The sequence below is a fragment of the Streptomyces flavovariabilis genome (assembly GCF_000725785.1).
Classification (GTDB): Bacteria; Actinomycetota; Actinomycetes; order Streptomycetales; family Streptomycetaceae; genus Streptomyces; species Streptomyces hawaiiensis.
Genome location: NZ_JNXD01000003.1, coordinates 332433 through 351988 on the forward strand (window position 1 = coordinate 332433; position 19556 = coordinate 351988).

The 19556-nt window shown below is 71.0% G+C and carries 17 protein-coding genes, 2 pseudogenes and 1 riboswitch; of the genes and pseudogenes, 9 read left to right on the forward strand and 10 right to left on the reverse strand.

Going from position 1 to position 19556, the window contains the following annotated elements; translation table 11 throughout:
• The first annotated feature begins 95 nt into the window (after positions 1-95).
• Both IO24_RS0108945 and IO24_RS0108950 read left to right on the forward strand, forming a co-directional pair.
• Positions 96-605: a metallophosphoesterase family protein gene (locus IO24_RS0108945; protein ID WP_031133700.1), complete on the forward strand. Its 510-nt coding sequence runs from the start codon at positions 96-98 to the stop codon at positions 603-605.
• Positions 606-623: 18 nt separating this feature from the next.
• Positions 624-989: pseudogene (locus IO24_RS0108950) on the forward strand (SAM-dependent methyltransferase); the annotation flags it as partial.
• A gap of 13 nt (positions 990-1002) precedes the next feature.
• On the opposite strand, the gene IO24_RS0108955 reads toward IO24_RS0108950, so the two are convergent.
• The 5 genes from IO24_RS0108955 to IO24_RS0108975 form a co-directional block, all read right to left on the reverse strand.
• Positions 1003-1626, reverse strand: a complete 624-nt coding sequence (locus IO24_RS0108955; RefSeq protein ID WP_045295972.1) for a carboxymuconolactone decarboxylase family protein — start codon at positions 1624-1626, stop codon at positions 1003-1005.
• Between the two features lie 74 nt (positions 1627-1700).
• Entirely contained in the window at positions 1701-2753 is a 1053-nt protein-coding gene (locus IO24_RS0108960; RefSeq protein ID WP_031133706.1) for an alcohol dehydrogenase catalytic domain-containing protein, read from the reverse strand.
• Positions 2754-2780: 27 nt separating this feature from the next.
• Positions 2781-3788 (reverse strand): NADP-dependent oxidoreductase, encoded by a 1008-nt coding sequence (locus IO24_RS0108965; RefSeq protein ID WP_031133708.1) that lies wholly within the window; start codon positions 3786-3788, stop codon positions 2781-2783.
• 131 nt (positions 3789-3919) lie between these two features.
• The gene (locus tag IO24_RS0108970) at positions 3920-4252 is read right to left on the reverse strand and encodes a putative quinol monooxygenase (RefSeq protein ID WP_031133709.1); all 333 of its coding nucleotides are present in this window, start codon (positions 4250-4252) and stop codon (positions 3920-3922) included.
• Positions 4253-4340: 88 nt separating this feature from the next.
• Positions 4341-5447 carry an XdhC family protein gene (locus tag IO24_RS0108975; RefSeq protein ID WP_031133710.1) on the reverse strand — a complete coding sequence of 369 codons (1107 nt, stop codon included), beginning with the start codon at positions 5445-5447 and terminating at the stop codon, positions 4341-4343.
• Positions 5448-5638: 191 nt separating this feature from the next.
• Here IO24_RS0108975 and IO24_RS0108980 point away from each other — a divergent pair, with 191 nt between their 5' ends.
• Together IO24_RS0108980 and IO24_RS0108985 are read left to right on the forward strand one after the other, a co-directional pair.
• On the forward strand, positions 5639-7612 hold the full coding sequence (locus IO24_RS0108980) for an elongation factor G (protein ID WP_031133712.1): 1974 nt from the start codon (positions 5639-5641) through the stop codon (positions 7610-7612).
• A gap of 82 nt (positions 7613-7694) precedes the next feature.
• Positions 7695-9554, forward strand: coding sequence for a cellulase family glycosylhydrolase (locus IO24_RS0108985; RefSeq protein ID WP_031133714.1), 1860 nt, complete (start codon positions 7695-7697; stop codon positions 9552-9554).
• Here IO24_RS0108985 and IO24_RS0108990 read toward each other — a convergent pair.
• Positions 9547-10797 carry a YncE family protein gene (locus IO24_RS0108990; protein ID WP_031133716.1) on the reverse strand — a complete coding sequence of 417 codons (1251 nt, stop codon included), beginning with the start codon at positions 10795-10797 and terminating at the stop codon, positions 9547-9549. The two genes, IO24_RS0108985 and IO24_RS0108990, sit on opposite strands and share 8 nt — an antisense overlap.
• 146 nt (positions 10798-10943) lie before the next feature.
• Here IO24_RS0108990 and IO24_RS0108995 point away from each other — a divergent pair, with 146 nt between their 5' ends.
• Positions 10944-11603 (forward strand): TetR/AcrR family transcriptional regulator, encoded by a 660-nt coding sequence (locus IO24_RS0108995; RefSeq protein ID WP_031133718.1) that lies wholly within the window; start codon positions 10944-10946, stop codon positions 11601-11603.
• Between the two features lie 78 nt (positions 11604-11681).
• On the opposite strand, the pseudogene IO24_RS0109000 reads toward IO24_RS0108995, so the two are convergent.
• The 3 genes and pseudogenes from IO24_RS0109000 to IO24_RS0109010 form a co-directional block, all read right to left on the reverse strand.
• Positions 11682-12035: pseudogene (locus IO24_RS0109000) on the reverse strand (bifunctional 5,10-methylene-tetrahydrofolate dehydrogenase/5,10-methylene-tetrahydrofolate cyclohydrolase); the annotation flags it as partial.
• 6 nt (positions 12036-12041) lie between these two features.
• Positions 12042-12126, reverse strand: a riboswitch (ZMP/ZTP riboswitch).
• A gap of 18 nt (positions 12127-12144) precedes the next feature.
• Entirely contained in the window at positions 12145-12510 is a 366-nt protein-coding gene (locus IO24_RS0109005) for a nuclear transport factor 2 family protein (protein ID WP_031133721.1), read from the reverse strand.
• 296 nt (positions 12511-12806) lie between these two features.
• On the reverse strand, positions 12807-14561 hold the full coding sequence (locus tag IO24_RS0109010; RefSeq protein ID WP_031133723.1) for an ABC transporter ATP-binding protein: 1755 nt from the start codon (positions 14559-14561) through the stop codon (positions 12807-12809).
• Between the two features lie 162 nt (positions 14562-14723).
• On the opposite strand from IO24_RS0109010, the gene IO24_RS0109015 reads away from it, so the two are divergent.
• From IO24_RS0109015 to IO24_RS0109030, 4 genes are all read left to right on the forward strand, one after another.
• Positions 14724-15812, forward strand: coding sequence for an S-(hydroxymethyl)mycothiol dehydrogenase (locus tag IO24_RS0109015; RefSeq protein ID WP_031133725.1), 1089 nt, complete (start codon positions 14724-14726; stop codon positions 15810-15812).
• Positions 15812-16441, forward strand: a complete 630-nt coding sequence (locus IO24_RS0109020; RefSeq protein WP_031133727.1) for an MBL fold metallo-hydrolase — start codon at positions 15812-15814, stop codon at positions 16439-16441. Before IO24_RS0109015 ends, IO24_RS0109020 begins: the two co-directional genes overlap by 1 nt.
• A 90-nt stretch (positions 16442-16531) precedes the next feature.
• The gene (locus IO24_RS0109025) at positions 16532-17446 is read left to right on the forward strand and encodes an SDR family oxidoreductase (protein WP_031133729.1); all 915 of its coding nucleotides are present in this window, start codon (positions 16532-16534) and stop codon (positions 17444-17446) included.
• A gap of 175 nt (positions 17447-17621) precedes the next feature.
• Positions 17622-18317, forward strand: coding sequence for a L,D-transpeptidase family protein (locus IO24_RS0109030; RefSeq protein WP_031133730.1), 696 nt, complete (start codon positions 17622-17624; stop codon positions 18315-18317).
• A gap of 27 nt (positions 18318-18344) precedes the next feature.
• On the opposite strand, the gene IO24_RS0109035 is transcribed toward IO24_RS0109030, so the two are convergent.
• On the reverse strand, positions 18345-19544 hold the full coding sequence (locus IO24_RS0109035; protein ID WP_031133732.1) for a Gfo/Idh/MocA family protein: 1200 nt from the start codon (positions 19542-19544) through the stop codon (positions 18345-18347).
• Positions 19545-19556 lie beyond the last annotated feature (12 nt).

Sequence of the window (19556 nt, forward strand, 5' to 3'; positions counted from 1 at the left end):
GGAGGAAGGATGGAGGGATCTTCACCGACCCTTCAACCTGGATGTCGATTCATCCGTATAAGTGGATATTGAACGGCACCCTCTAGGGTGATGATGTGCGACTGCTGCTGATGTCCGACACCCACCTGCCCAAGCGCGCCAAGATCCTGCCCGCCCCCCTGCTCGCCGAACTCCCGCACGCCGACGTCGTGTTCCACGCCGGGGACTGGGTCGACACGGAGACGCTCGATCTGCTGGAGGCCCGCTGTCGCCGGCTCGTCGGGGTGTACGGCAACAACGACGGGCCGGATCTGCGCGCCCGGCTGCCGGAGGTGGCGTACGCGGAACTGGAAGGGGTGCGGTTCGGCGTGATCCACGAGACGGGTGCCAAGCAGGGCCGGGAACAGCGGTGCGCCGCCCGCTTCCCCGGCCTGGACGTGCTGGTCTTCGGCCACAGCCACATCCCCTGGGACACCACGGCCCCCACCGGCCTGCGCCTGCTGAACCCGGGTTCCCCGACGGACCGCCGCCGCCAGCCGCACTGCACGTACATGACCGCCACGGTCGCCGACGGGCTGCTCACGGACTTGGAACTGCACCGGCTGCCACCCCGCGCACCGCGCTGAACCGCCGGCCGGGCCCGTGACATGATCGGCCCCGAGCAGGAACTCGCCAACCGGCTCCGTGCCGGCTTCCGGCAGCTGTTGCGCCGGCGTGGTGCCGACCTCGGCTATGGACGCAGACTGCCGCGGCTGCTGCGCGAAGCGGGACTCGCCGACGTGGAGGCCGACGCCTACTTCCCGATCACCTCGCCTGCCTGCGACGTCCTCGAGACGGCCACCGTCCAGCAGGTGCGCGGCAGGCTCGTCGCCGAGGGCCTCGCCACGGACGAGGAGATCGAGCGGCACTTCGCCAACATCGCGGCCGGACGCCTCGACCTCGCCACCTCCCCGATGATCTCGGCCTGGGGCCGCCGTCCGGCAGGCGACGGCTCGCCGCCCCTCGTCTGAGGTGACGGGCCGTTTACTCCGGGCGCCCCTGACTACTCCTGGTCTCTGTCCCCCTCCGCGAAGCCGTGCCGTCGAACCCCTGCTCCAGTTCCACACCGGTGGCGTTCAGGAAGAAGGCCACCATGTGGTACTGCCCCACCAGCATGACGATCTCGATCAGTTCGGCGTCGTCGAAGTGCTCGGCGAGACCCTCCCAGGTGGCGTCGGACATCGTGGCATCGCGGTTCAGCTCGTCCGCCGCGCGGATCAAGTGCCTCTGGAGGTCCGTCCAGTCGGGTGCCTCCGGCCCTTCGCCGATGCGGTCGATGTCCGCGTCCGTGACGCCCTCGGCCCCGGCCAGGGGGAGGTGCCGCCCCCACTCGTACCGTGAGCCGGTGTTCCACGCGGTGCGCAGGATCAGCAACTCGCGCACTTCTCCCGGCAGTCGGCCGCTGACGAGCAACTGGCCGCCGAACGGCATGAACTGCTCGTAGAGGTCGGGATGACGTACGAGCGTGGTGAAGATGTTCGGGACGCCGCCCCCGGGGTCGTGGGGTGCGCCGGTCAGCAGTTCCCGGGTCCGTGGGTCCCACTGTGCTTCGGGGAGCGGCGTCAGCCGCGGACGGGTCGGGCGGGCGGCTTCGTGGCGCTGTGACATCGCGGCCTCCAGTCTCCGAGAGACCCACCCTAGGAGACCGGCTGAGCGCCTGGTAGGTGAGTGGCCGGAAGCAGTCAGCCGGTCGGGTCGAGAAGGATCTTGCGGACGCCGTCGGAGCGGCCTGCGAACAGTTCGTACGCGGCCGCGCCTTCGGAGAGGGCGAAGCGGTGGGAGACCACGACCTCGGGCTGGAGCCGGCCGGCCCGGGTGAGGGCGATCAGAGGAGGGAGTTCGTAGTGCACCGAGCACAGCCCGATGGCGAACTCCAGTTCCTTGACCTGCGCCAGGTACATGTGGAACGGGAACGCCTTGTTCTGGCTGACGCCGATGACGCTGACCCGGCCGGCCTGCCGGACGGCCTTGAGGGCGAGTTCGATGGTGGCGTCGGAACCCACCGCCTCCACCACGGCGTCCGGCCCACGGCCGGCGGTCATGTCCCGGATGGCCGCCCGCGCGTCGTCACCCTCGACCGGCTCGACGCCCAGGCCGGCGGCGAAGGCGCGGCGCTCCGCGACCAGGTCCACGCCCAGGACCCGGGCCGCGCCCATCGCGAAGGCGGACTGGGCGGCCATGAGGCCGACCGGGCCGAGGCCGATGACCAGGACGGTCTCACCGGGCTGGATGCGGGCACGGCGGCAGCCGTACCAGGCCGTGGGGGCGTTGTCCGTCAGGACGACGGCGGCCTCGTCGGAGATGTCCTCGGGCAGGTGCACCAGATTGACGTCGGCACAGGGCACGGCCAGGAGCTGAGCCTGGCTGCCCGGGAGCTTCGGGCTCACTCCGTAGCAGAGCTCCGTGCTCGACGTGGCGCGCTCGCAGCGGGCGGTGAACCCGGCCGCACACTGCCGGCACTGCGCACAGCCGACGGAGGCCGGCACCAGAACCCGGTCGCCGGGCTTGAACCGGGTGACCTGGCCGCCGGTGTCGACGACCACGCCGACGCACTCGTGTCCCGGTGTGTAGCCCAGTTCCGGGCTGAACGCGTTGCCGCCGTAGATGTGCAGGTCGCTGCCGCAGATCCCGGCCGCGGTCACCTTCACCACCGCGTCGGCGGGGCCGGCGACGGCCGGGTCGGGGACCTCCCCGTAGCGGATGTCGTGCCGGCCGTGGTAGGTCAGTGCCTTCATCGGGTCTCTCCCTCCCCTCGGGCCCGGTCAGTCCGCGATCTTCAGCACCAGCTTGCCGTGGTTGTCACCACGGAACAGGCGCATCAGGGTCTCGGGAAACTCCGCGACCGAGCCGGACACCACGTCCTCCAGGGACTTCAGCCGGCCCTCGGCCCGCCACGTGGCCATCTGAGCGATGCCCTCCGCGTACCGTTCGGCGTAGTCGAACACCACGATGCCCGTCATGGAGGCGCGGTTCACCAGCAGCGACAAGTAGTTGGCGGGACCTTGCGGCTTGGTGCTGTTGTACTGGGAGATCGCGCCGCAGACGACCACGCGGGCGCCGCGCGCCAGCCGCAGCAGCACGGCGTCCAGAACGTCGCCGCCGACGTTGTCGAAGTACACGTCGACGCCGTCGGGGGCGTGCTCGCGCAGGGCCTTGCGGACGTCCTCGCTCTGGTAGTCGATCGCGGCGTCGAACCCGAACTCGTCCACCACCAGCCCGCACTTGGCCGCGCCGCCGGCGATGCCGATGACCCGGCAGCCGAGGATCTTGGCGATCTGCCCGACGACGCTGCCGACGGCCCCGGCCGCTCCGGAGACCACGACGGTCTGCCCCGGCTCGGGCCGCCCGACCTCGATCAGGCCGAAGTAGGCCGTCAGGCCCGACATGCCGAGCGTGCCGAGGTAGGTCGGCAAGGGGGCCGCCGCGGGGTCGACCTTGGTCACGCCGCGCCCGTCCGACACGCAGTACTCCTGCACGCCGAACGTGCCCGACACATGGTCGCCGACCGCGAACCCGGAGTGCCGGGAGGCGACCACCCTGCCCACCGCGCCGGCGCGCATCACCTCGCCGATCTCCACCGGGCGGATATAGGACCTGCCCGCGTTCATCCAGCCACGCATCGCCGGGTCGATCGACAGACAGAGCACCTGAACCAGGAACTCCCCGTTGCCCGGCTGCCCGGCCGGCTCCTCGACGTGCTGCCAGTCGGTGGGGCGCGGTTCTCCCACGGGGCGTGCGGCCAGGCGTATCTGGCGGTTGATCGTGCTCATGTCCGGCAATCCTCCTCGGATGCATACCGTCCAGTCGGTACGGCCGTGAGCGTACGGGTGCCCGCCGTCCGGGGCAAGAGCCGGTCCGCCACGACTTACGGCCCATGCCGGTGGCCGGACCTGTGCGGGGGCTACTCCTGTCCCGGCACCGCCATCTCCCCGAGGAGCGACCAGTCGTCCTGCGGGACGTTCGCGTTCACGACGCGCGGCGTCTCGGCCAGATGCGGAGGCAGCGTCTGCTGCGCTGCCTTGAAGTGCGCGGACTGCACATGCGCGGCTCCGGCCGCCTCGTCGCGGAAGGCCTCGACCAGGACGTACTCCGACGGCTCGGCCACACTGCGCGACCAGTCGAACCACAGGCAGCCGGGCTCGGCGCGCGTCGCCCGGGTGAAGTCAGCGGCGATCTCGGGCCAGCGGTCGGCGTGCTCGGGACGGACCCGGAACTTGGCGGTGATGAAGATCATGGGATTCCCCTTGCTGGTGTGCTGATGTGCTGACGGCGACACGATCGTACGAACCCGATGGCGACGTGACCGGGAGCGGCGCCGGTGATCAGGAGGATCGGTGCGGATGCACCGCCCCTTCCGTCGCGCTAAGCGGCGCGCCGGTGCCGCCCCAGCGCAGCGCCACGATCTCGGCGGCGACGGACACCGCCACCTCCTCGGGCGTACGGGCCCCGAGGTCGAGGCCGACCGGTGAGCGCAGCCGGGACAGCTCGGACCGCGTGAGCCCGGCTTCGGCCAGCCGTTCCGCCCGGTCGGCGTGGGTGCGGCGGCTGCCCATCGCCCCGATGTAGGCGGCCGGGCGGCGCAGCGCATCGGTCAGCAGCGGTACGTCGAACTTGGGGTCGTGCGTCAGGACGCAGATCACCGTGCGCTCGTCCGTGTCCGTCTCGCGCAGGTAGTGGTGCGGCCACCGCGCGATCACCTCGACACCCTCGGGGAAGCGCCGGGGCGTGGCGAAGGCCGGGCGGGCGTCGCAGACGGTGACCCGGTAGCCGAGGAAGCCCCCGATACGGGCCACGGCCGCGGCGTAGTCGATCGCGCCGAACACCAGCATCCGCGGCGGCGGTGCGAAGGACTGCAGGAACACGCTCACGGAGTCCTCGCGGCGCTGCCCCTCGGGCCCGTAGTGCCGCAGACCGGTGGCGCCGAGAGCGAGTCCGCCGCGGGCGTCGGCGGTCACGGCCGCGTCCAGGCCGCTCGTGCCGAGCGAGCCGGCGGTCCGGTCCGGCCAGACGGCGAGCGCCGCCCCGCACGGTGCCGGGCCGTCGGCCACGGTCGCCACCGTGACCGGCTCGCCCGCCGCGACCGAGTCCGCGACCGCGCCGAAGCCGGGATCCCGCTCGGGCGTGACCGCGCGCACGAGGAGTGTGATCTCGCCGCCGCAGGTCAGGCCGACGGCGAAGGCGTCCGCGTCGCTGTAGCCGAAGGTCTCCAGCCGGGCCTCGCCGCCCGCGGCGACCTCCCGCGCCAGCTCGAACACCGCGCCCTCGACACAGCCCCCGGACACACTGCCCACGACCTCCTCGTCCGGGCCCACCGCCATCGCCGCGCCCGGGTCGCGCGGCGCGCTGCGGCTGACCCGCACGACCGTCGCGAGGCCGAACGGGACTCCGGCCGCGTACCAGCGGCCGAGCACCGGGAGAACGTCACGCACGAGCCGCTCCTCTCCTTGCGCGCACCCCGCCGGGTACCCCGGCAGCGGTTAATTCCGTTGTGGCCCCCCGTGCCGGTCTGCTGCACTGCACAGGTCAGCGACGTCACCGAGTCCGGAGGAGTTCCGAATGCGCACTGCGTGCATGTCCCCCCAGCCAGGAACGGACCTCTCTCCGAAGGACATGACGCTTCGTGCACATGCTCAACCTTGGAATCCTCGCCCATGTCGACGCGGGTAAGACCAGCCTGACCGAGCGGCTGCTCCATTCGGCCGGGGTGATCGACGAGATCGGCAGCGTCGACGACGGGAACACCCGCACCGACACCCTCGCCCTCGAGCGGCAGCGCGGCATCACCATCAAATCCGCCGTCGTCTCGTTCCCGCTCGACGGCGTGACCGTCAACCTCATCGACACCCCCGGTCACCCGGACTTCATCGCCGAGGTGGAGCGGGTGCTCGGTGTGCTGGACGGCGTCGTCCTCGTGATCTCCGCCGTCGAAGGGGTGCAGGCGCAGACGCGGGTGCTGATGCGGACACTCCAGCGGCTGCGCATCCCGACCCTGCTCTTCGTCAACAAGATCGACCGGAGCGGGGCACGCCACGAGGCGGTGCTGCGGGAGATCTCGTCCCGGCTGACACCCGCGGTCGTGCCGATGGGGACCGCCACCCGCCTCGGCACCCGCGCGGCCCGCTTCACCCCCTCTCCCGGACCGGCCGGCGCCCTCGACGTCCTGACCGGGCACGACGACGCCCTGCTGACCGCGTACGTCGAGAACACCGTCACGGACGCGGCCCTGCGCAAGGCACTCGTCGCGCAGACCCGGGAGGCGCTCGTCCACCCGGTCTACTTCGGTTCCGCCGCCACGGGCGCGGGCGTGACGGCACTCCTGTCCGGCATCGAAACGCTGCTGCCGGCGGCCGACGGGAACGCGGACGGGCCGGTCTCCGCCACCGTGTTCAAGGTCGACCGGGGCCCGGCGGGGGAGAAGGCCGCCTACGCCCGGATGTTCTCCGGGACCCTGCGCACCCGCGACCGGGTCCCCTTCGGAGCGGACGGCGCCGAAGGCCGGATCACCGGCATCAGCGTCTTCGACCACGGCACGGACACCCGTGCGGACTCCGTCGCGGCCGGCCGGATCGCCCGCCTCACCGGGCTCGGCGACATCCGGATCGGCGACGCGATCGGCGAACCCCGCAAGGCGTACGAGCACTACTTCGCCCCGCCCACCCTCGAAACCGTCGTCGTCCCCGGCCCGGACGTGCACCGGGGAGCGCTCCACCTCGCGCTCACCCAGCTCGCCGAGCAGGATCCGCTGATCGGCCTGCGCCGCGACGAACGCCGCCAGGAGACCTCCGTCTCCCTCTACGGCGAGGTGCAGAAGGAGGTCATCCAGGCCACCCTCGCCGACGAGTACGGGCTCGACGTCACCTTCCGCCAGACGACGCCGCTGTGCGTCGAACGGCCCGTCGGCACGGGGCAGGCCGTGGAGTTCATCAAGAAGGACCCGAACCCGTTCCTCGCGACCGTAGGTCTGCGCGTCGACCCCGCTCCGGTCGGTTCGGGCGTGGGCTTCCGGCTGGAGGTGGAACTCGGGGCGATGCCGTACGCCTTCTTCAAGGCCGTGGAGGACACCGTGCGCGAGACCCTCGACCAGGGTCTGCACGGCTGGCAGGTCACCGACTGCGTGGTGACGATGACGCACAGCGGATACTGGCCCCGTCAGAGCCACGCCCACCAGGGCTTCGACAAGAGCATGTCGAGCACGGGCGCCGACTTCCGCGGCGTGACCCCGCTGGTGCTGATCGAGGCGCTGCGGCGGGCCGGGACGCGGGTCCACGAGCCGATGCACCGCTTCCGCATCGAGGCCCCGGCCGACACCCTCGGCGCCCTGCTGCCGTTCCTCGCCGGGCTCGCGGCCGTGCCCGGGACGACGGGGAACAGGGACGACCGCTGCGTCCTCGAAGGCACGGTGCCGGCTGCCCGGGTGCACGCCCTCGAACAGCGGCTGCCGGGACTCACCCGGGGCGAGGGCGAACTGGAGAGCTTCTTCGCCCACTATGCGCCGGTCACGCACGGCACGATCCCCGAGCGCCCGCGCACCGACCACAACCCGCTGAACAGGAAGGAGTACTTGTTGAACGTGACACGAAGGGTGGGTGGCTGAGGTGTGAGGGTTGCCGGAGAGGGAACTTACTCCAGAGTCAGGGGTGTTGACGGTGTCCTGATATCGCCGGACTGTAGTGGACATGCCGACTATCCGAGCGCGTCTGCTGGTCGTCCTGGTCGTCCTCTTCGGCTCCGTGTCGGTGGCGGGCGTCCCGCCGGCCACCGCCGCGCCCCCTCCCGGCTCCCTCTGGTTCGACGACCCCACCGTCACGGTGCGGGACGGCCGCTTCACCGACACCCACGGCCGCGAGATCGTGCTGCGCGGCTACAACGTCTCCGGCGAGACCAAGCTCGCGGAGAACAAGGGCCTGCCCTTCGCCTCGGTCGCCGACGCCCGCACGTCGGCGACCGCCCTGCGCGCCCTCGGCGGCGGCAACACCGTCCGCTTCCTGCTCTCCTGGGCCTACGCCGAGCCCGAGCGCGGCCAGGTCGACACGGCCTACCTGGCCGCCGCCACCGACCAGATGAAGGCCTTCCTCGACATCGGCATCCGCGTCTACCCCGACTTCCACCAGGACCTCTACTCCCGGCACCTCTTCGACGCCGACAGCTGGTACACCGGCGACGGCGCCCCGAAGTGGGCCGTGGACGCCGGGAACTACCCGGACGAGTCCTGCGGGATCTGCCTCTTCTGGGGGCAGAACATCACCCAGAACGAGGCGGTGAAACGTGCCACCTACGACTTCTGGCACAACGCGCACGGCGTGCAGGACGCCTTCCTCGCCACCGCCCAGAAGACCATGGCGTACGTGCGACAGCACCTGAGCGCGGACCAGTTCAGGGGCATCGCCGGATTCGACCCCTACAACGAGCCGCACGCGGGCGTCTACGACTCCGGGCAGACCAGCCGAGCCTGGGAGAAGGACGTGCTCTGGCCGTTCTACGAGAAGTTCCGCACCCGCATGGACACGGCCGGCTGGCGCGACAAGCCCGCCTTCGTCGAGCCGAACCTCTTCTGGAACGCCAATCTGGACTTCCAGAAGCAGGAGGGCGGCCTGCTCGACGCCGGCAGTCTCGGTCCTCGCTACGTCTTCAACACACACTTCTACGACCAGAAGGCCATCTCCGGCGTCTTCATGTGGGGCAAGGCGGCCGACGGCCAGTACACGGGCGACTTCCGCACCGTCCGCGACCGCGCCGCCGCCGCCCGGACGGCCGCCGTGGTCAGCGAGTTCGGGCATCCGCTGGCGGGCAACGTCTCCGACAAGGCGCCGACCGTCCTCAAAGCGATGTACCAGGCCCTCGACTCCCGCGTGAAAGGCGCCGACTGGTGGTCCGACCCGGCGGCCTCGGGACCCGTGCTCTCCGGTTCCCAGTGGCAGTGGGACATCTACAACGGCCGCCACCGCGAGCTGATGAACGGCAACCCCGACAAAGTGCTCACCGCCGGTGACGCCTGGAACGACGAGGACCTGTCCGCCGTACGACTCGACGACGCCGGCGAACCCGTGCTGCGCCAGGACGCCCGGCTCCTGGACCGCCTCTACCCGAGCGCCACGGCCGGTACGACCGTCGGCTTCACCTACGAGGACCGCTCCCGGGACGGTTCGACGACCCTGACCTGGAATCCCGTGCCGAGTTCGCTGCCCAGCGTGCAACGGCTGGTGGGGTCGGGGCAGTACGGGCTGCTGCTGTGGCGCTCGGACGGCGGCCCGGCACCCACCGAACTGCATCTGCCGGCGAGCTTCCCGGCCAAGTCCACCACGGTCGTTTCCGACCTGGGTACGGCCCATGCCCCGCCGGCCTACACCTCGGCGACTCCGGTGGGCGTGGCGCAGGAGCCCGGCGGCACGGGAAGCCGCCGCCTGCTGCTCACCGCGCCGGACTCGGGCGTCCTGCACTACGCGCTGGTGACCAACGGGGCGACGGCTCCCTCGGCGGATCTGCTCGCCGCGGCCCGCTCCGAACTGGCGGCCTGGGCGGCGAAGGAGGTCAACTAGCGGACGGGCTCGTCCAGCCGGCCGCCACATGGCCGAGCCGGACGCGCTGCGGGTGGTCACCGACCGGCACGGACACGACCTTCTTCCCGGTGGCGAAGTCGATGGCCGTGACCTGGTCGGTGCCGCTCTCGGAGACCACGCAGGCCTTGCCGTCACCGCTGACCGTGGCCCAGTAGGGCTTGGACGCGGTGACGAGCGGGCCCTCCTGGAGCGTGGCGCGGTCGACGACGGTGGCGTAGTCGTCCATCGTGCCCGCGACGCACAGCCTGCGTCCGTCCGGGCTCATCGAGATGCCGTGGTGGCGCGAGTCGTTGACGAAGGTCGTGCGGTCGTCGCTGGTCGCCGGGTTCTCCGGCAGGGTCTTGGTGCGGGTGATCTTGTCGGTGGCGATGTCGTACTCGAAGAAGCCGTTGAAGAAGGAGACCTGGAAGTACAGCTTCGACTCGTCCGGCGAGAAGACGGCCGGGCGGACCGCGTCGGAGTGCTCCTTGAGGCCGAGCGCGTCCAGTTGCGGGCGCATGTCGATGACCTTGACCTGCTTGAACGTGGTGGCGTCGACGACGGTGATGCGCCGGTCGCCCTTCGTCCAGTCCAGCCACGGGGCGTCGGTCTGCGTGTTCACGTCGCCGATCGCCATGTTGTAGATGTACTTGCCGTCCTGGGTGAAGATGTTCTCGTGCGGCTTGTCGCCGGTGCCGAACTTGCCCAGCTCCCTGCCGGAGACGATGTCCAGCACATGAACGGTGTTGGAGGTCGACGCCGAGACCGCGACCCGCTTGCCGTCGGGGGAGACCGCCATGTGGTCGGAGCGGTAACCGGACACGGGGAAGCGCCAGTTGATCCGCCCGGAGGCGAGGTCGATCGACACGACGTCGGCGAAGCTCGGCCGGGAGACGACCATCGACGTCCCGTCCGGCGTGGAGTACATGTCGTCGACGAACTGGTCGTGGCCCTCGCCGACGCTGTTGCGGATCGCCATGAAGTAGATCCACTTGATCGGGTCGGCGTTGATCTCGGCCATCCGCTGGTCCTTGTCGGGGACGACGTTGATCCGGCCGATCTTCCCGAAGTCACCGGTCGATCTGATGACATCGGCGGTGCCGTCCCAGTTGTTGCCCACGAACATCACCTCGCGCAGCGCGGCGGAGGAACTCGGGGCGGCCGCGGCGGTCGCGGGCAGGGCGGCGGTCAGGGCCAGGGCGGCGGTCAGGGAGCACAGGTGCCGTCGTCGGAAGACGGACATGGCTGATCCCTCCTCTGCGGGTGGGGTGAGGAATCTGAACACACGCGCTTTCAGAGTCAACTTACTGCAAAGTAAGGAAGGGGCGGCCTTCTCCACAAGACCGCGTGCACGACAAAATCAGTGTGCGAACGACGAAGGGAGTGCCGGTGCCGGGCAGACTCAGAGCACCGACCGGCCGCTACGGCGGCAAGACCGCCGAGGAACGGCAGGCCGAGCGGCGCCGGCGGTTCCTCGACGCCGCGCTCCAGCTGTTCGGTGACACCCCCGGCTTCCGCTCCACCACGGTCGCCGCCCTCAGCGAGACGGCCGGGCTCTCCACCCGCCAGTTCTACGAGGAGTTCCGCACCCTCGAGGACGTGCTCGCCGCGTTGCACCTCCAGGTCAACGACTGGGCCGAGGCTGCGGTGCTGGAGGCGGCCGCGGGCGCGACGGACCTGCCGCTCGCCGAGCGCGCCACCGCCATCTTCCGCGCCTACGCCGGGAACGTCGCCGCCGATCCGCGCCGGATCCGGATCACCTTCGTCGAGATCATCGGCGTCAGTCCGCGCCTGGAGGAACAGCGACTCGCCCGCCGGGCCGGATGGATCGACCTCATCTGCGCCGAGGCCGACGCGGCGGCCGCACGCGGAGAGGCCGCACCCCGCGACTACCGCCTCGCCGCGACGGGTTTCATCGGCAGCGTCAACGGCCTGCTGCACGACTGGAGCGCTGGCTGGGTGGACGCGACACTCGACGAGGTCGTCGACGAACTGGTCCGGCAACTGCTGGGGATCCTGCGGCCGCCGGGGTGGAGACCGGAAGGGTGACGGCGCGGCCGGACGGTGGCGCCGGCGGGGACAGAGGCCCAGCTCACTGACACTCCGCCGGCCACGCCCGAGCGCTGATCACACCCCGGTGACACCGAGTTGCCGGGCGGCGGCCTCCACGGTCTGCTCCAGCAGCGTGGCGATGGTCATCGGCCCGACACCGCCCGGCACCGGTGTGATCAGCGAGGCCCGCTCCACGGTGGAGTCGACATCGACGTCGCCGACGTTCCCGGCGTTGTACCCGGCGTCGATCACCACCGCGCCGGGCTTGATGTCCTGGCCGCGGATGAGGCGTGGCCGGCCCACCGCGGCCACCACGATGTCGGCCTCGCGCACGGCCACCGGCAGGTCCCGCGTGCGCGTGTGGCAGTAGGTGACCGCCGCGTCCCGGGCGAGCAGCAGCATGCCGACGGGCTTGCCGAGGATCCGGCTGGTGAACTGCTTCGCCCAGGCGCACGGCATCGACTTCCGAGAGGCCGCTCCCCGGTGGTGCTCCACCTCAGCGCCGGTAACGGCCCGGCCCCACCCTGTGCGGCGCCCGCTACTCGTCCCAGGCCTGGACCAGGGTCTGCTCGGCGATCTTGCCGCCGCGCAGCGCGATCATGGACTCGGACAGGACGCGCACCCCGTCCGCGTACTCGCAGCTCTCGCTGTAGGCCGCCTCGTCGCCCTGGATGACGCACCGCTCCAGTTTGTGCGACATGTCGCGGCTGTAGACGTCCTCCAGCATCCGGCCGATCTCGTCCCTGCCGTGCAGGACCTTGGGGTGGCTGGGCTGGGTCGTGCGGTCCACGATGCGCAGCTCCGCATCGTCGGCGTACAGGGAGAGCAGGATGTCCGGGGTCTGTCCTTCCACGCCCCGGCGCAGGATCTCCCGGTCGAAGGCGGGGTCTGCCGCGGTTCCCATGATGACCTCCTTCGAAGGGCCGCGGCCCGACGGGAGCGGGCCGCGAAAGGCCTCTCCTGACGAGCGTCCTCCCGCCCGGCGGGCACGGCAAGCGCAGCCGGGGCACTGGGCGTGGCGGGTGAGCGGCGCCGCCCGCCCCTGCCCGCTGGGCCCCGCCCGCGTTGCGAAAGGCACTGTCTCAACACGACGTATCGTCGCCGCCGTTGGTCTCGCCGCCGGGGTCACGGGCCTCGCCGCGCCGGACATCCCCGCCGAGCACAAGGACGAGACCCCGTGGCCCTCCCGCACGCCCGGGTTCAGTCCGCGGTGGCCAGGAACTGTGTCGCCGCCAGCTCCGCGTAGAGCGGATCGGCCGTCACGAGCTCACGGTGCGTGCCGACGGCCCGTACCCGGCCCGCGTCCATCACCACGATCCGGTCGGCCATGGTCACCGTGGACAGCCGGTGCGCCACGACGAGGACCGTGGTCGTACGGGCCACATCCGCGACGGTGTCGCGCAGCGCCGCCTCGTTCACCGCGTCCAGCTGCGAGGTCGCCTCGTCGAGCAGCAGCAGCCGGGGCCGGCGCAGCAGCGCGCGGGCGATGGCGACGCGCTGGCGCTCACCGCCCGACAGCTTGGTGCCGCGGTGCCCCACGAGCGTGTCGAGGCCGGCGGGCAGCCGGGAGATCAGGCCGTCGAGCCGGGTCGTCTTGAGTACCCGCGTGAGGGCGTCCTCGTCCGCCTCCGGGTGGCCCAGCAGCAGGTTGTCGCGCAGGGAGCCCGACAGGACCGGCGCGTCCTGCTCGACGTAGCCGATCGCGGCGCGCAGCCGGTGCAGCTCCCAGTCGTTCAGGTCCCGCCCGTCCAGCGTGATCACACCGGACTCGGGGTCGTAGAACCGCTCGATCAAGGAGAAGACGGTGGTCTTGCCTGCGCCGGACGGGCCGACGAACGCCGTCATGCCCTGCGCCGGCACCGTGAACGTCACTCCGTGGTGGACGTAGGGCAGGTCGTCGGCGTAGCGGAAGCGGACGTCGTCGAAGGCGAGGGCGGCGGGCGGCGCGCCGGGGGAGGGCAGCGGTGCGGCCCCGGCGGCCGGCTCGGAGGGCAGGCGCAGCGCCTCCTCGATGCGGGTGAGGGCCGCGGCGCCCGTCTGGTACTGGGTGATGGCGCCGACGACCTGCTGTATCGGTGACATCAGGTAGAAGACGTACAGCAGGAACGCCACCAGGGTGCCCACGTCGACCGCGCCGGTCGCGACGCGTGCGCCGCCCACGGCGAGTACCGTGATGAAGGCGATCTGCATGGCCAGCCCGGCCGTGTTGCCCGCGGCCGCCGACCACTTGGCGGCCCGCACGCTCTGCCGCCACGACTCCTGTGCCGCCTCGTGCAGCGTCCGCTCCTCACGGTGCTCCGCGCCGGACGCCTTCACGGTGCGCAGCGCGCCGAGGATCCGCTCCAGCGAGGCACCCATGACGCCCACCGCGTTCTGCGCCTGCCGGCTCGCCTGGTTGATGCGCGGCACGATCACCCCGAGGACCACGCCCGCGCCCAGGATCACGGCGAGGGTGACGCCGAGCAGCACGGCGTCCACGAAGCCCATCATCACCACGGTGGCGACGAGGGTGAGTCCGCCCGTGCCCAGGCCGACCAGTGAGTCGGTGGTGACCGCGCGCAGCAGGGTCGTGTCGGAGGTGATACGGGCCATCAGGTCCCCGGGTTCGCTGCGGTCCACGGCCGTGATCCGCAGCCGCAGCAGATACGACGACAGGGCGCGCCGCGCGCCGAGCACCACCGACTCGGCGGTGCGGGTCAGCACGTACGACCCCAGCGCGCCGAGCGCCGCGTTGGTCACGACCAGGGCCGACATGGCCAGCAGGGCGCCGGTGATGGCCCGCTCGTGCGACAGGTCGTCGATCAGGCCCCGCGCCACCAACGGCAGCAGCAGCCCGGTCGCCCCGGTGACCAGCGAGAGCAGCGCGCCGGCGAACAGGGACCAGCGGTGCGGCCGTACGTACCCGAGGAGCTGCCGCCACGCGGGTGTGGCGCTCCCGGTCTCTGTGATGCTCAAGGCGCTCCCTCGGCGTCGGCGGAGCGTTCAGGCTACGTCGCCGCCGACCCGTGCGGCCTGCCCTTTCCGGACGGAACGGACCGGCCGATCCGCACCCCTTACCGATCAGTCGCGCGTAGGGTCGGGAAGGAACGGACCCCGGCCGACGAAGGAGTCAGCACCATGGCCCAGGAAGTACGCGGCGTGATCGCCCCCGGCAAGGACGAGCCGGTGCGGATCGAGACGGTCGTGGTGCCCGACCCCGGCCCGGGCGAGGCCGTGGTGCGGGTGCAGGCCTGCGGGGTCTGCCACACCGACCTGCACTACAAGCAGGGCGGCATCAACGACGATTTCCCGTTCCTGCTGGGCCACGAGGCCGCGGGCGTGGTCGAGGCGGTCGGCGCCGGCGTCACCGACGTCGAGCCCGGTGACTTCGTCATCCTCAACTGGCGTGCGGTGTGCGGGAAGTGCCGGGCCTGTCTGCGCGGGCGGCCCTGGTACTGCTTCGACACCCACAACGCCCAGCAGAAGATGACCCTCGCCTCGACCGGGCAGGAGCTGTCCCCGGCCCTCGGCATCGGCGCCTTCGCGGAGAAGACGCTGGTCGCGGCCGGGCAGTGCACCAAGGTCGACCCGGGTGTCGCCGCGCAGGTGGCCGGGCTGCTGGGCTGCGGTGTGATGGCCGGCATCGGCGCCGCGATCAACACCGGGAACGTCGGCCGGGGCGACACGGTCGCCGTCATCGGCTGCGGCGGGGTCGGCGACGCGGCCATCGCCGGTTCGCACCTGGCCGGAGCGGCGACGATCATCGCCGTCGACATCGACGACCGCAAGCTCGAGACCGCCCGCTCCATGGGCGCCACCCATACCGTCAACTCGCGCGAGAACGACCCCGTCGAGGCGATCCGCGAGCTCACCGGCGGCTTCGGCGCCGACGTCGTGATCGAGGCCGTCGGCCGCCCGGAGACCTACCGGCAGGCCTTCTACGCCCGTGACCTCGCCGGCACGGTCGTCCTGGTCGGCGTCCCCACGCCCGAGATGAAACTCGAACTGCCGCTGCTCGATGTCTTCGGCCGCGGCGGAGCACTGAAGTCCAGCTGGTACGGCGACTGCCTGCCCTCCCGCGACTTCCCCATGCTGATCGACCTGCATCTGCAGGGGCGCCTGGACCTCGGCGCGTTCGTGACCGAGACGATCGGGCTCGACGAGGTGGAGAAGGCGTTCGAGCGGATGCACCAGGGCGACGTGCTGCGTTCGGTGGTGGTGCTGTGATGACGACCCGCATCGAACACCTCGTCACCTCTGGGCAGTTCAGCCTCGACGGCGGCACCTGGGACGTCGACAACAACGTGTGGATCGTCGGCGACGACCACGAGGCGATCGTCATCGACGCCGCCCATGACGCCGACGCCATCGCCGAGGCCGTCGGGGACCGCCGGCTCACGGCCATCGTGTGCACGCACGCCCACAACGACCACATCGACGCCGCCCCCGCCCTGGCCGAGCGCACCGGCGCCACCATCTGGCTGCACCATGACGACCTGCCGCTGTGGAAGCAGACCCACCCTGACCGCGAGCCGGACGCCTGGCTGGTCGACGGGCAGGTCATCGAGGCCGGCGGCGCCGACCTGCGGGTGATGCACACCCCGGGGCACGCGCCCGGCGCGGTCTGCCTCTACGACCCGGGGCTGGGCACCGTCTTCACCGGCGACACCCTCTTCCAGGGCGGGCCCGGCGCCACCGGCCGCTCCTTCTCGCACTTCCCGACGATCATCGACTCGATCCGCGACCGGCTGCTCACCCTGCCGGCCGACACGGCGGTCCGCACCGGCCACGGCGACTCCACGACCATCGGCGCGGAGGCCCCGCAGCTCCAGGAATGGATCGCCCGGGGCCACTGACCGCGTGTCGCCGGTAAAAGGCGACAGGAGATGTCCGGCTTACCCGTGACCCTGGAGGCGACAAGCAGCCACGGTCATGGGAGGTCGGACATGTCAGCTCCGTTGCAGGGCAAGGTCGCACTGGTCGCCGGTGCGACCCGGGGCGCCGGGCGGGGAATCGCGGTGGAACTCGGCGCGGCCGGCGCCACCGTCTACGTCACCGGCCGCACCACTCGCGCCCGCCGCTCGGAGTACGACCGGCCCGAGACCATCGAGGACACCGCCGACCTGGTCACCGCGGCGGGCGGACGGGGCGTCGCCGTCCCCACCGACCACCTCGATGTGACGCAGGTCCGTGCCCTCGTGGACCGGATCGCGGACGAGCAGGGCCGCCTCGACGTCCTCGTCAACGACATCTGGGGCGGCGAGAAACTCTTCGAATGGGACACCCCGCTCTGGGAGCACGACCTCGACAACGGCCTGCGCCTGCTCAGGCTCGCCGTCGAGACGCACGCCGTCACCAGCCACCACGCCCTGCCCCTGCTGCTGCGCAACCCCGGCGGCCTGGTCGTCGAGGTCACCGACGGCACCGCCGACTACAACGGCGAGAACTACCGCGTGAACTTCTTCTACGACCTCGCCAAGACCTCCGTGCTGCGCATGGCCTTCGCCCTCGGCCACGAACTCGGCCCGCGCGGCGCCACCGCCGTCGCCCTGACCCCCGGCTGGCTGCGTTCGGAGCTGATGCTGGACGCCTTCGGGGTACGGGAGGAGAACTGGCGCGACGCCCTGGCGAGCGTCCCCCACTTCGCCATCTCGGAGACCCCGCGCTACGTGGGCCGGGCGGTGGCCGCGCTGGCCGCCGACGCGGACGTGGCGCGCTGGAACGGACGGTCCCTCTCCAGTGGCGGCCTGGCCCAGGAGTACGGCTTCACCGACCTCGACGGCAGCCGCCCGGACGCCTGGCGCTACGTCGTCGAGGTCCAGGACGCGGGCAAGCCGGCGGATACGACCGGCTACCGCTGACGCCCTGAAACCTGATCTCCGCAATCGCCCATTATGCGAAGGTATGCCCGTCCCGTACCGGTGGGGTATGTCACTGTTCCGTCGCAGCCCGGCCGATCGCACAACCGGAGCCGTTCTCCGTCCGTCTAGCTGGCAGACATCACAGACCCAATCTCGCGAAAGGGCATGACCAGCCATGGGGGACGTACGCAGACGGAGTGCCGTCGCACTGGGGATCACCGGCCTGGTGGTACCGCTCACGCTCGCACTCGGCGCCGCACCGGCCCAGGCCGCGAGCTGCACCACGCAGGCCGGCCCGTATCAGAAGAAGGTCGAGAAGTTCCTCGGCCGTCCGGTCGACGGCAAGCAGTCCGCCGCCGACTGCAAGGCCATCCGCGCCTTCCAGACCAAGCACGGCATCACCCCGAACATCGGCTACGCCGGTTCCGTCACCTGGGGGGTGATGGACCTGATGCAGAAGCAGAAGGCCGTCGGGAACAACCCCAACAAGGACGGCAAGTGCCCGGTGAACAAGGGCCGGATCGCCTGCGTGAACCTGACGCTCCAGCTGAGCTGGATCCAGGACGGCAAGAAGCTCGTCTACGGCCCGGTCCCGGTCCGCACCGGCCGCAACGGGGACGAGACCCGCACCGGTCTGAAGAAGATCTACTGGCGCAACATCGACCACGTCTCGTCCATCTATGACGTGCCGATGCCCTACGCCCAGTTCTTCGACGGCGGCCAGGCGTTCCACTCCGCCGGCGTCAGCATGTGGAACCCGCCGGGCTCGCGCGGCTGCGTCAACATGACCAAGACCGACGCCAAGAAGTACTGGTCGATGCTGAAGAAGAACGACGACGTCTTCGTGTACGGCCGCAAGCCGGGCACCTGATCCAGGAACCCGGCTCGCGCACAGCCCCTACTGGGGCGCGTCCCCGAAGTCCGGGATCTCCAGCCTGGCCCCGCCCTGCCGCGCGGACTCGTGCGCGATGATCCCCGGCAGGGTGTAGCGGGCGGCCACCCACGCGTTCACCGACGGCAGGGTGCGGTTGTTGACGGCGGTCGCGAAGTCGTCCACCAGGAAGTGGTGGCTGCCCTCGTGGCCGTTGTGCAGATGGTCGAACTCCCTCGGCAGCCGCGCACGGTCGTGCACGGGCGCCGACCCGGAGGTGAAGGCTGCCCGCAGCTCCGGCGCGATGTGCTGGAGTGACGGATCGTCAGGGGACATGGTGGGCTTGGGCTCCAGCAGTTCGCTGATGTCCTTCACCCCCTGCTTGTCCTGCCACAGGGCGACCGTGGCGAGCTGCTCCATGCTGGCCTCGGTGCCGAAGAAGCGGAAGCGCGACTCCCGTATGTGCGAGGGGTAGCCGACCCGCCGGAACTCGTTCGTACGGAACGAGCCGCCGCCCGCCACCTCGAACAGCGCGGTGGCGTTGGAGACGTCGTTGCCGAACTGGCTGACGTCCTTGTCGAAGACGCCGTCGCCCCGGTCGTCGACGACACCGATCGCCGACACGCTCACCGCGTGCGTCTTCCAGGCGCCGAGCACCCCGCCGACCGCGTGCGTCGGGTACAGCAGCGGGGGATAGCTGGCGGTCGCCTTCCAGTTCTCCCCGCCGCTGTACTGGTAGGCCTCGTAGAACCCCAGGTCCATGTCGTGGACGTAGTCGCCCTCGGCGTAGAAGAGTCGCCCGAAGGCGCCCTCGGCGATCTGGTTGCGGGCGTGGACCGTGGCCGGGTTGTACTCGCTGGTCTCGCCCATCATGTACGTCAGTCCGGTGGCCTTGACCGTGTCGATGATGGCCGCGATCTCCTCCGTGGTGATCGCCATGGGGACCGCCGAGTACACGTGCTTGCCGGCGTTGAGGCCCTGGAGCACCAGCGGCCCGTGTGTCCAGCGCTGGGTGAAGATCGCGACGGCGTCGACGTCCTCCGACTCCAGCATGGCCTGGTAGGACGGGAAGGTTCCCGCCAGTCCCTGGGCGGCGGCGAGCTGCCCGGCCCGCTCGGGGAGCAGGTCGGTGACGTAGACGTCGCTGACGCCGGGGTGGGCCTGGAACAGGGTGGCGAACTGGCCCGAGAACTGTCCGGCGCCGACGATGCCGATGGAGAACGTCATGGAGCGCGTGCC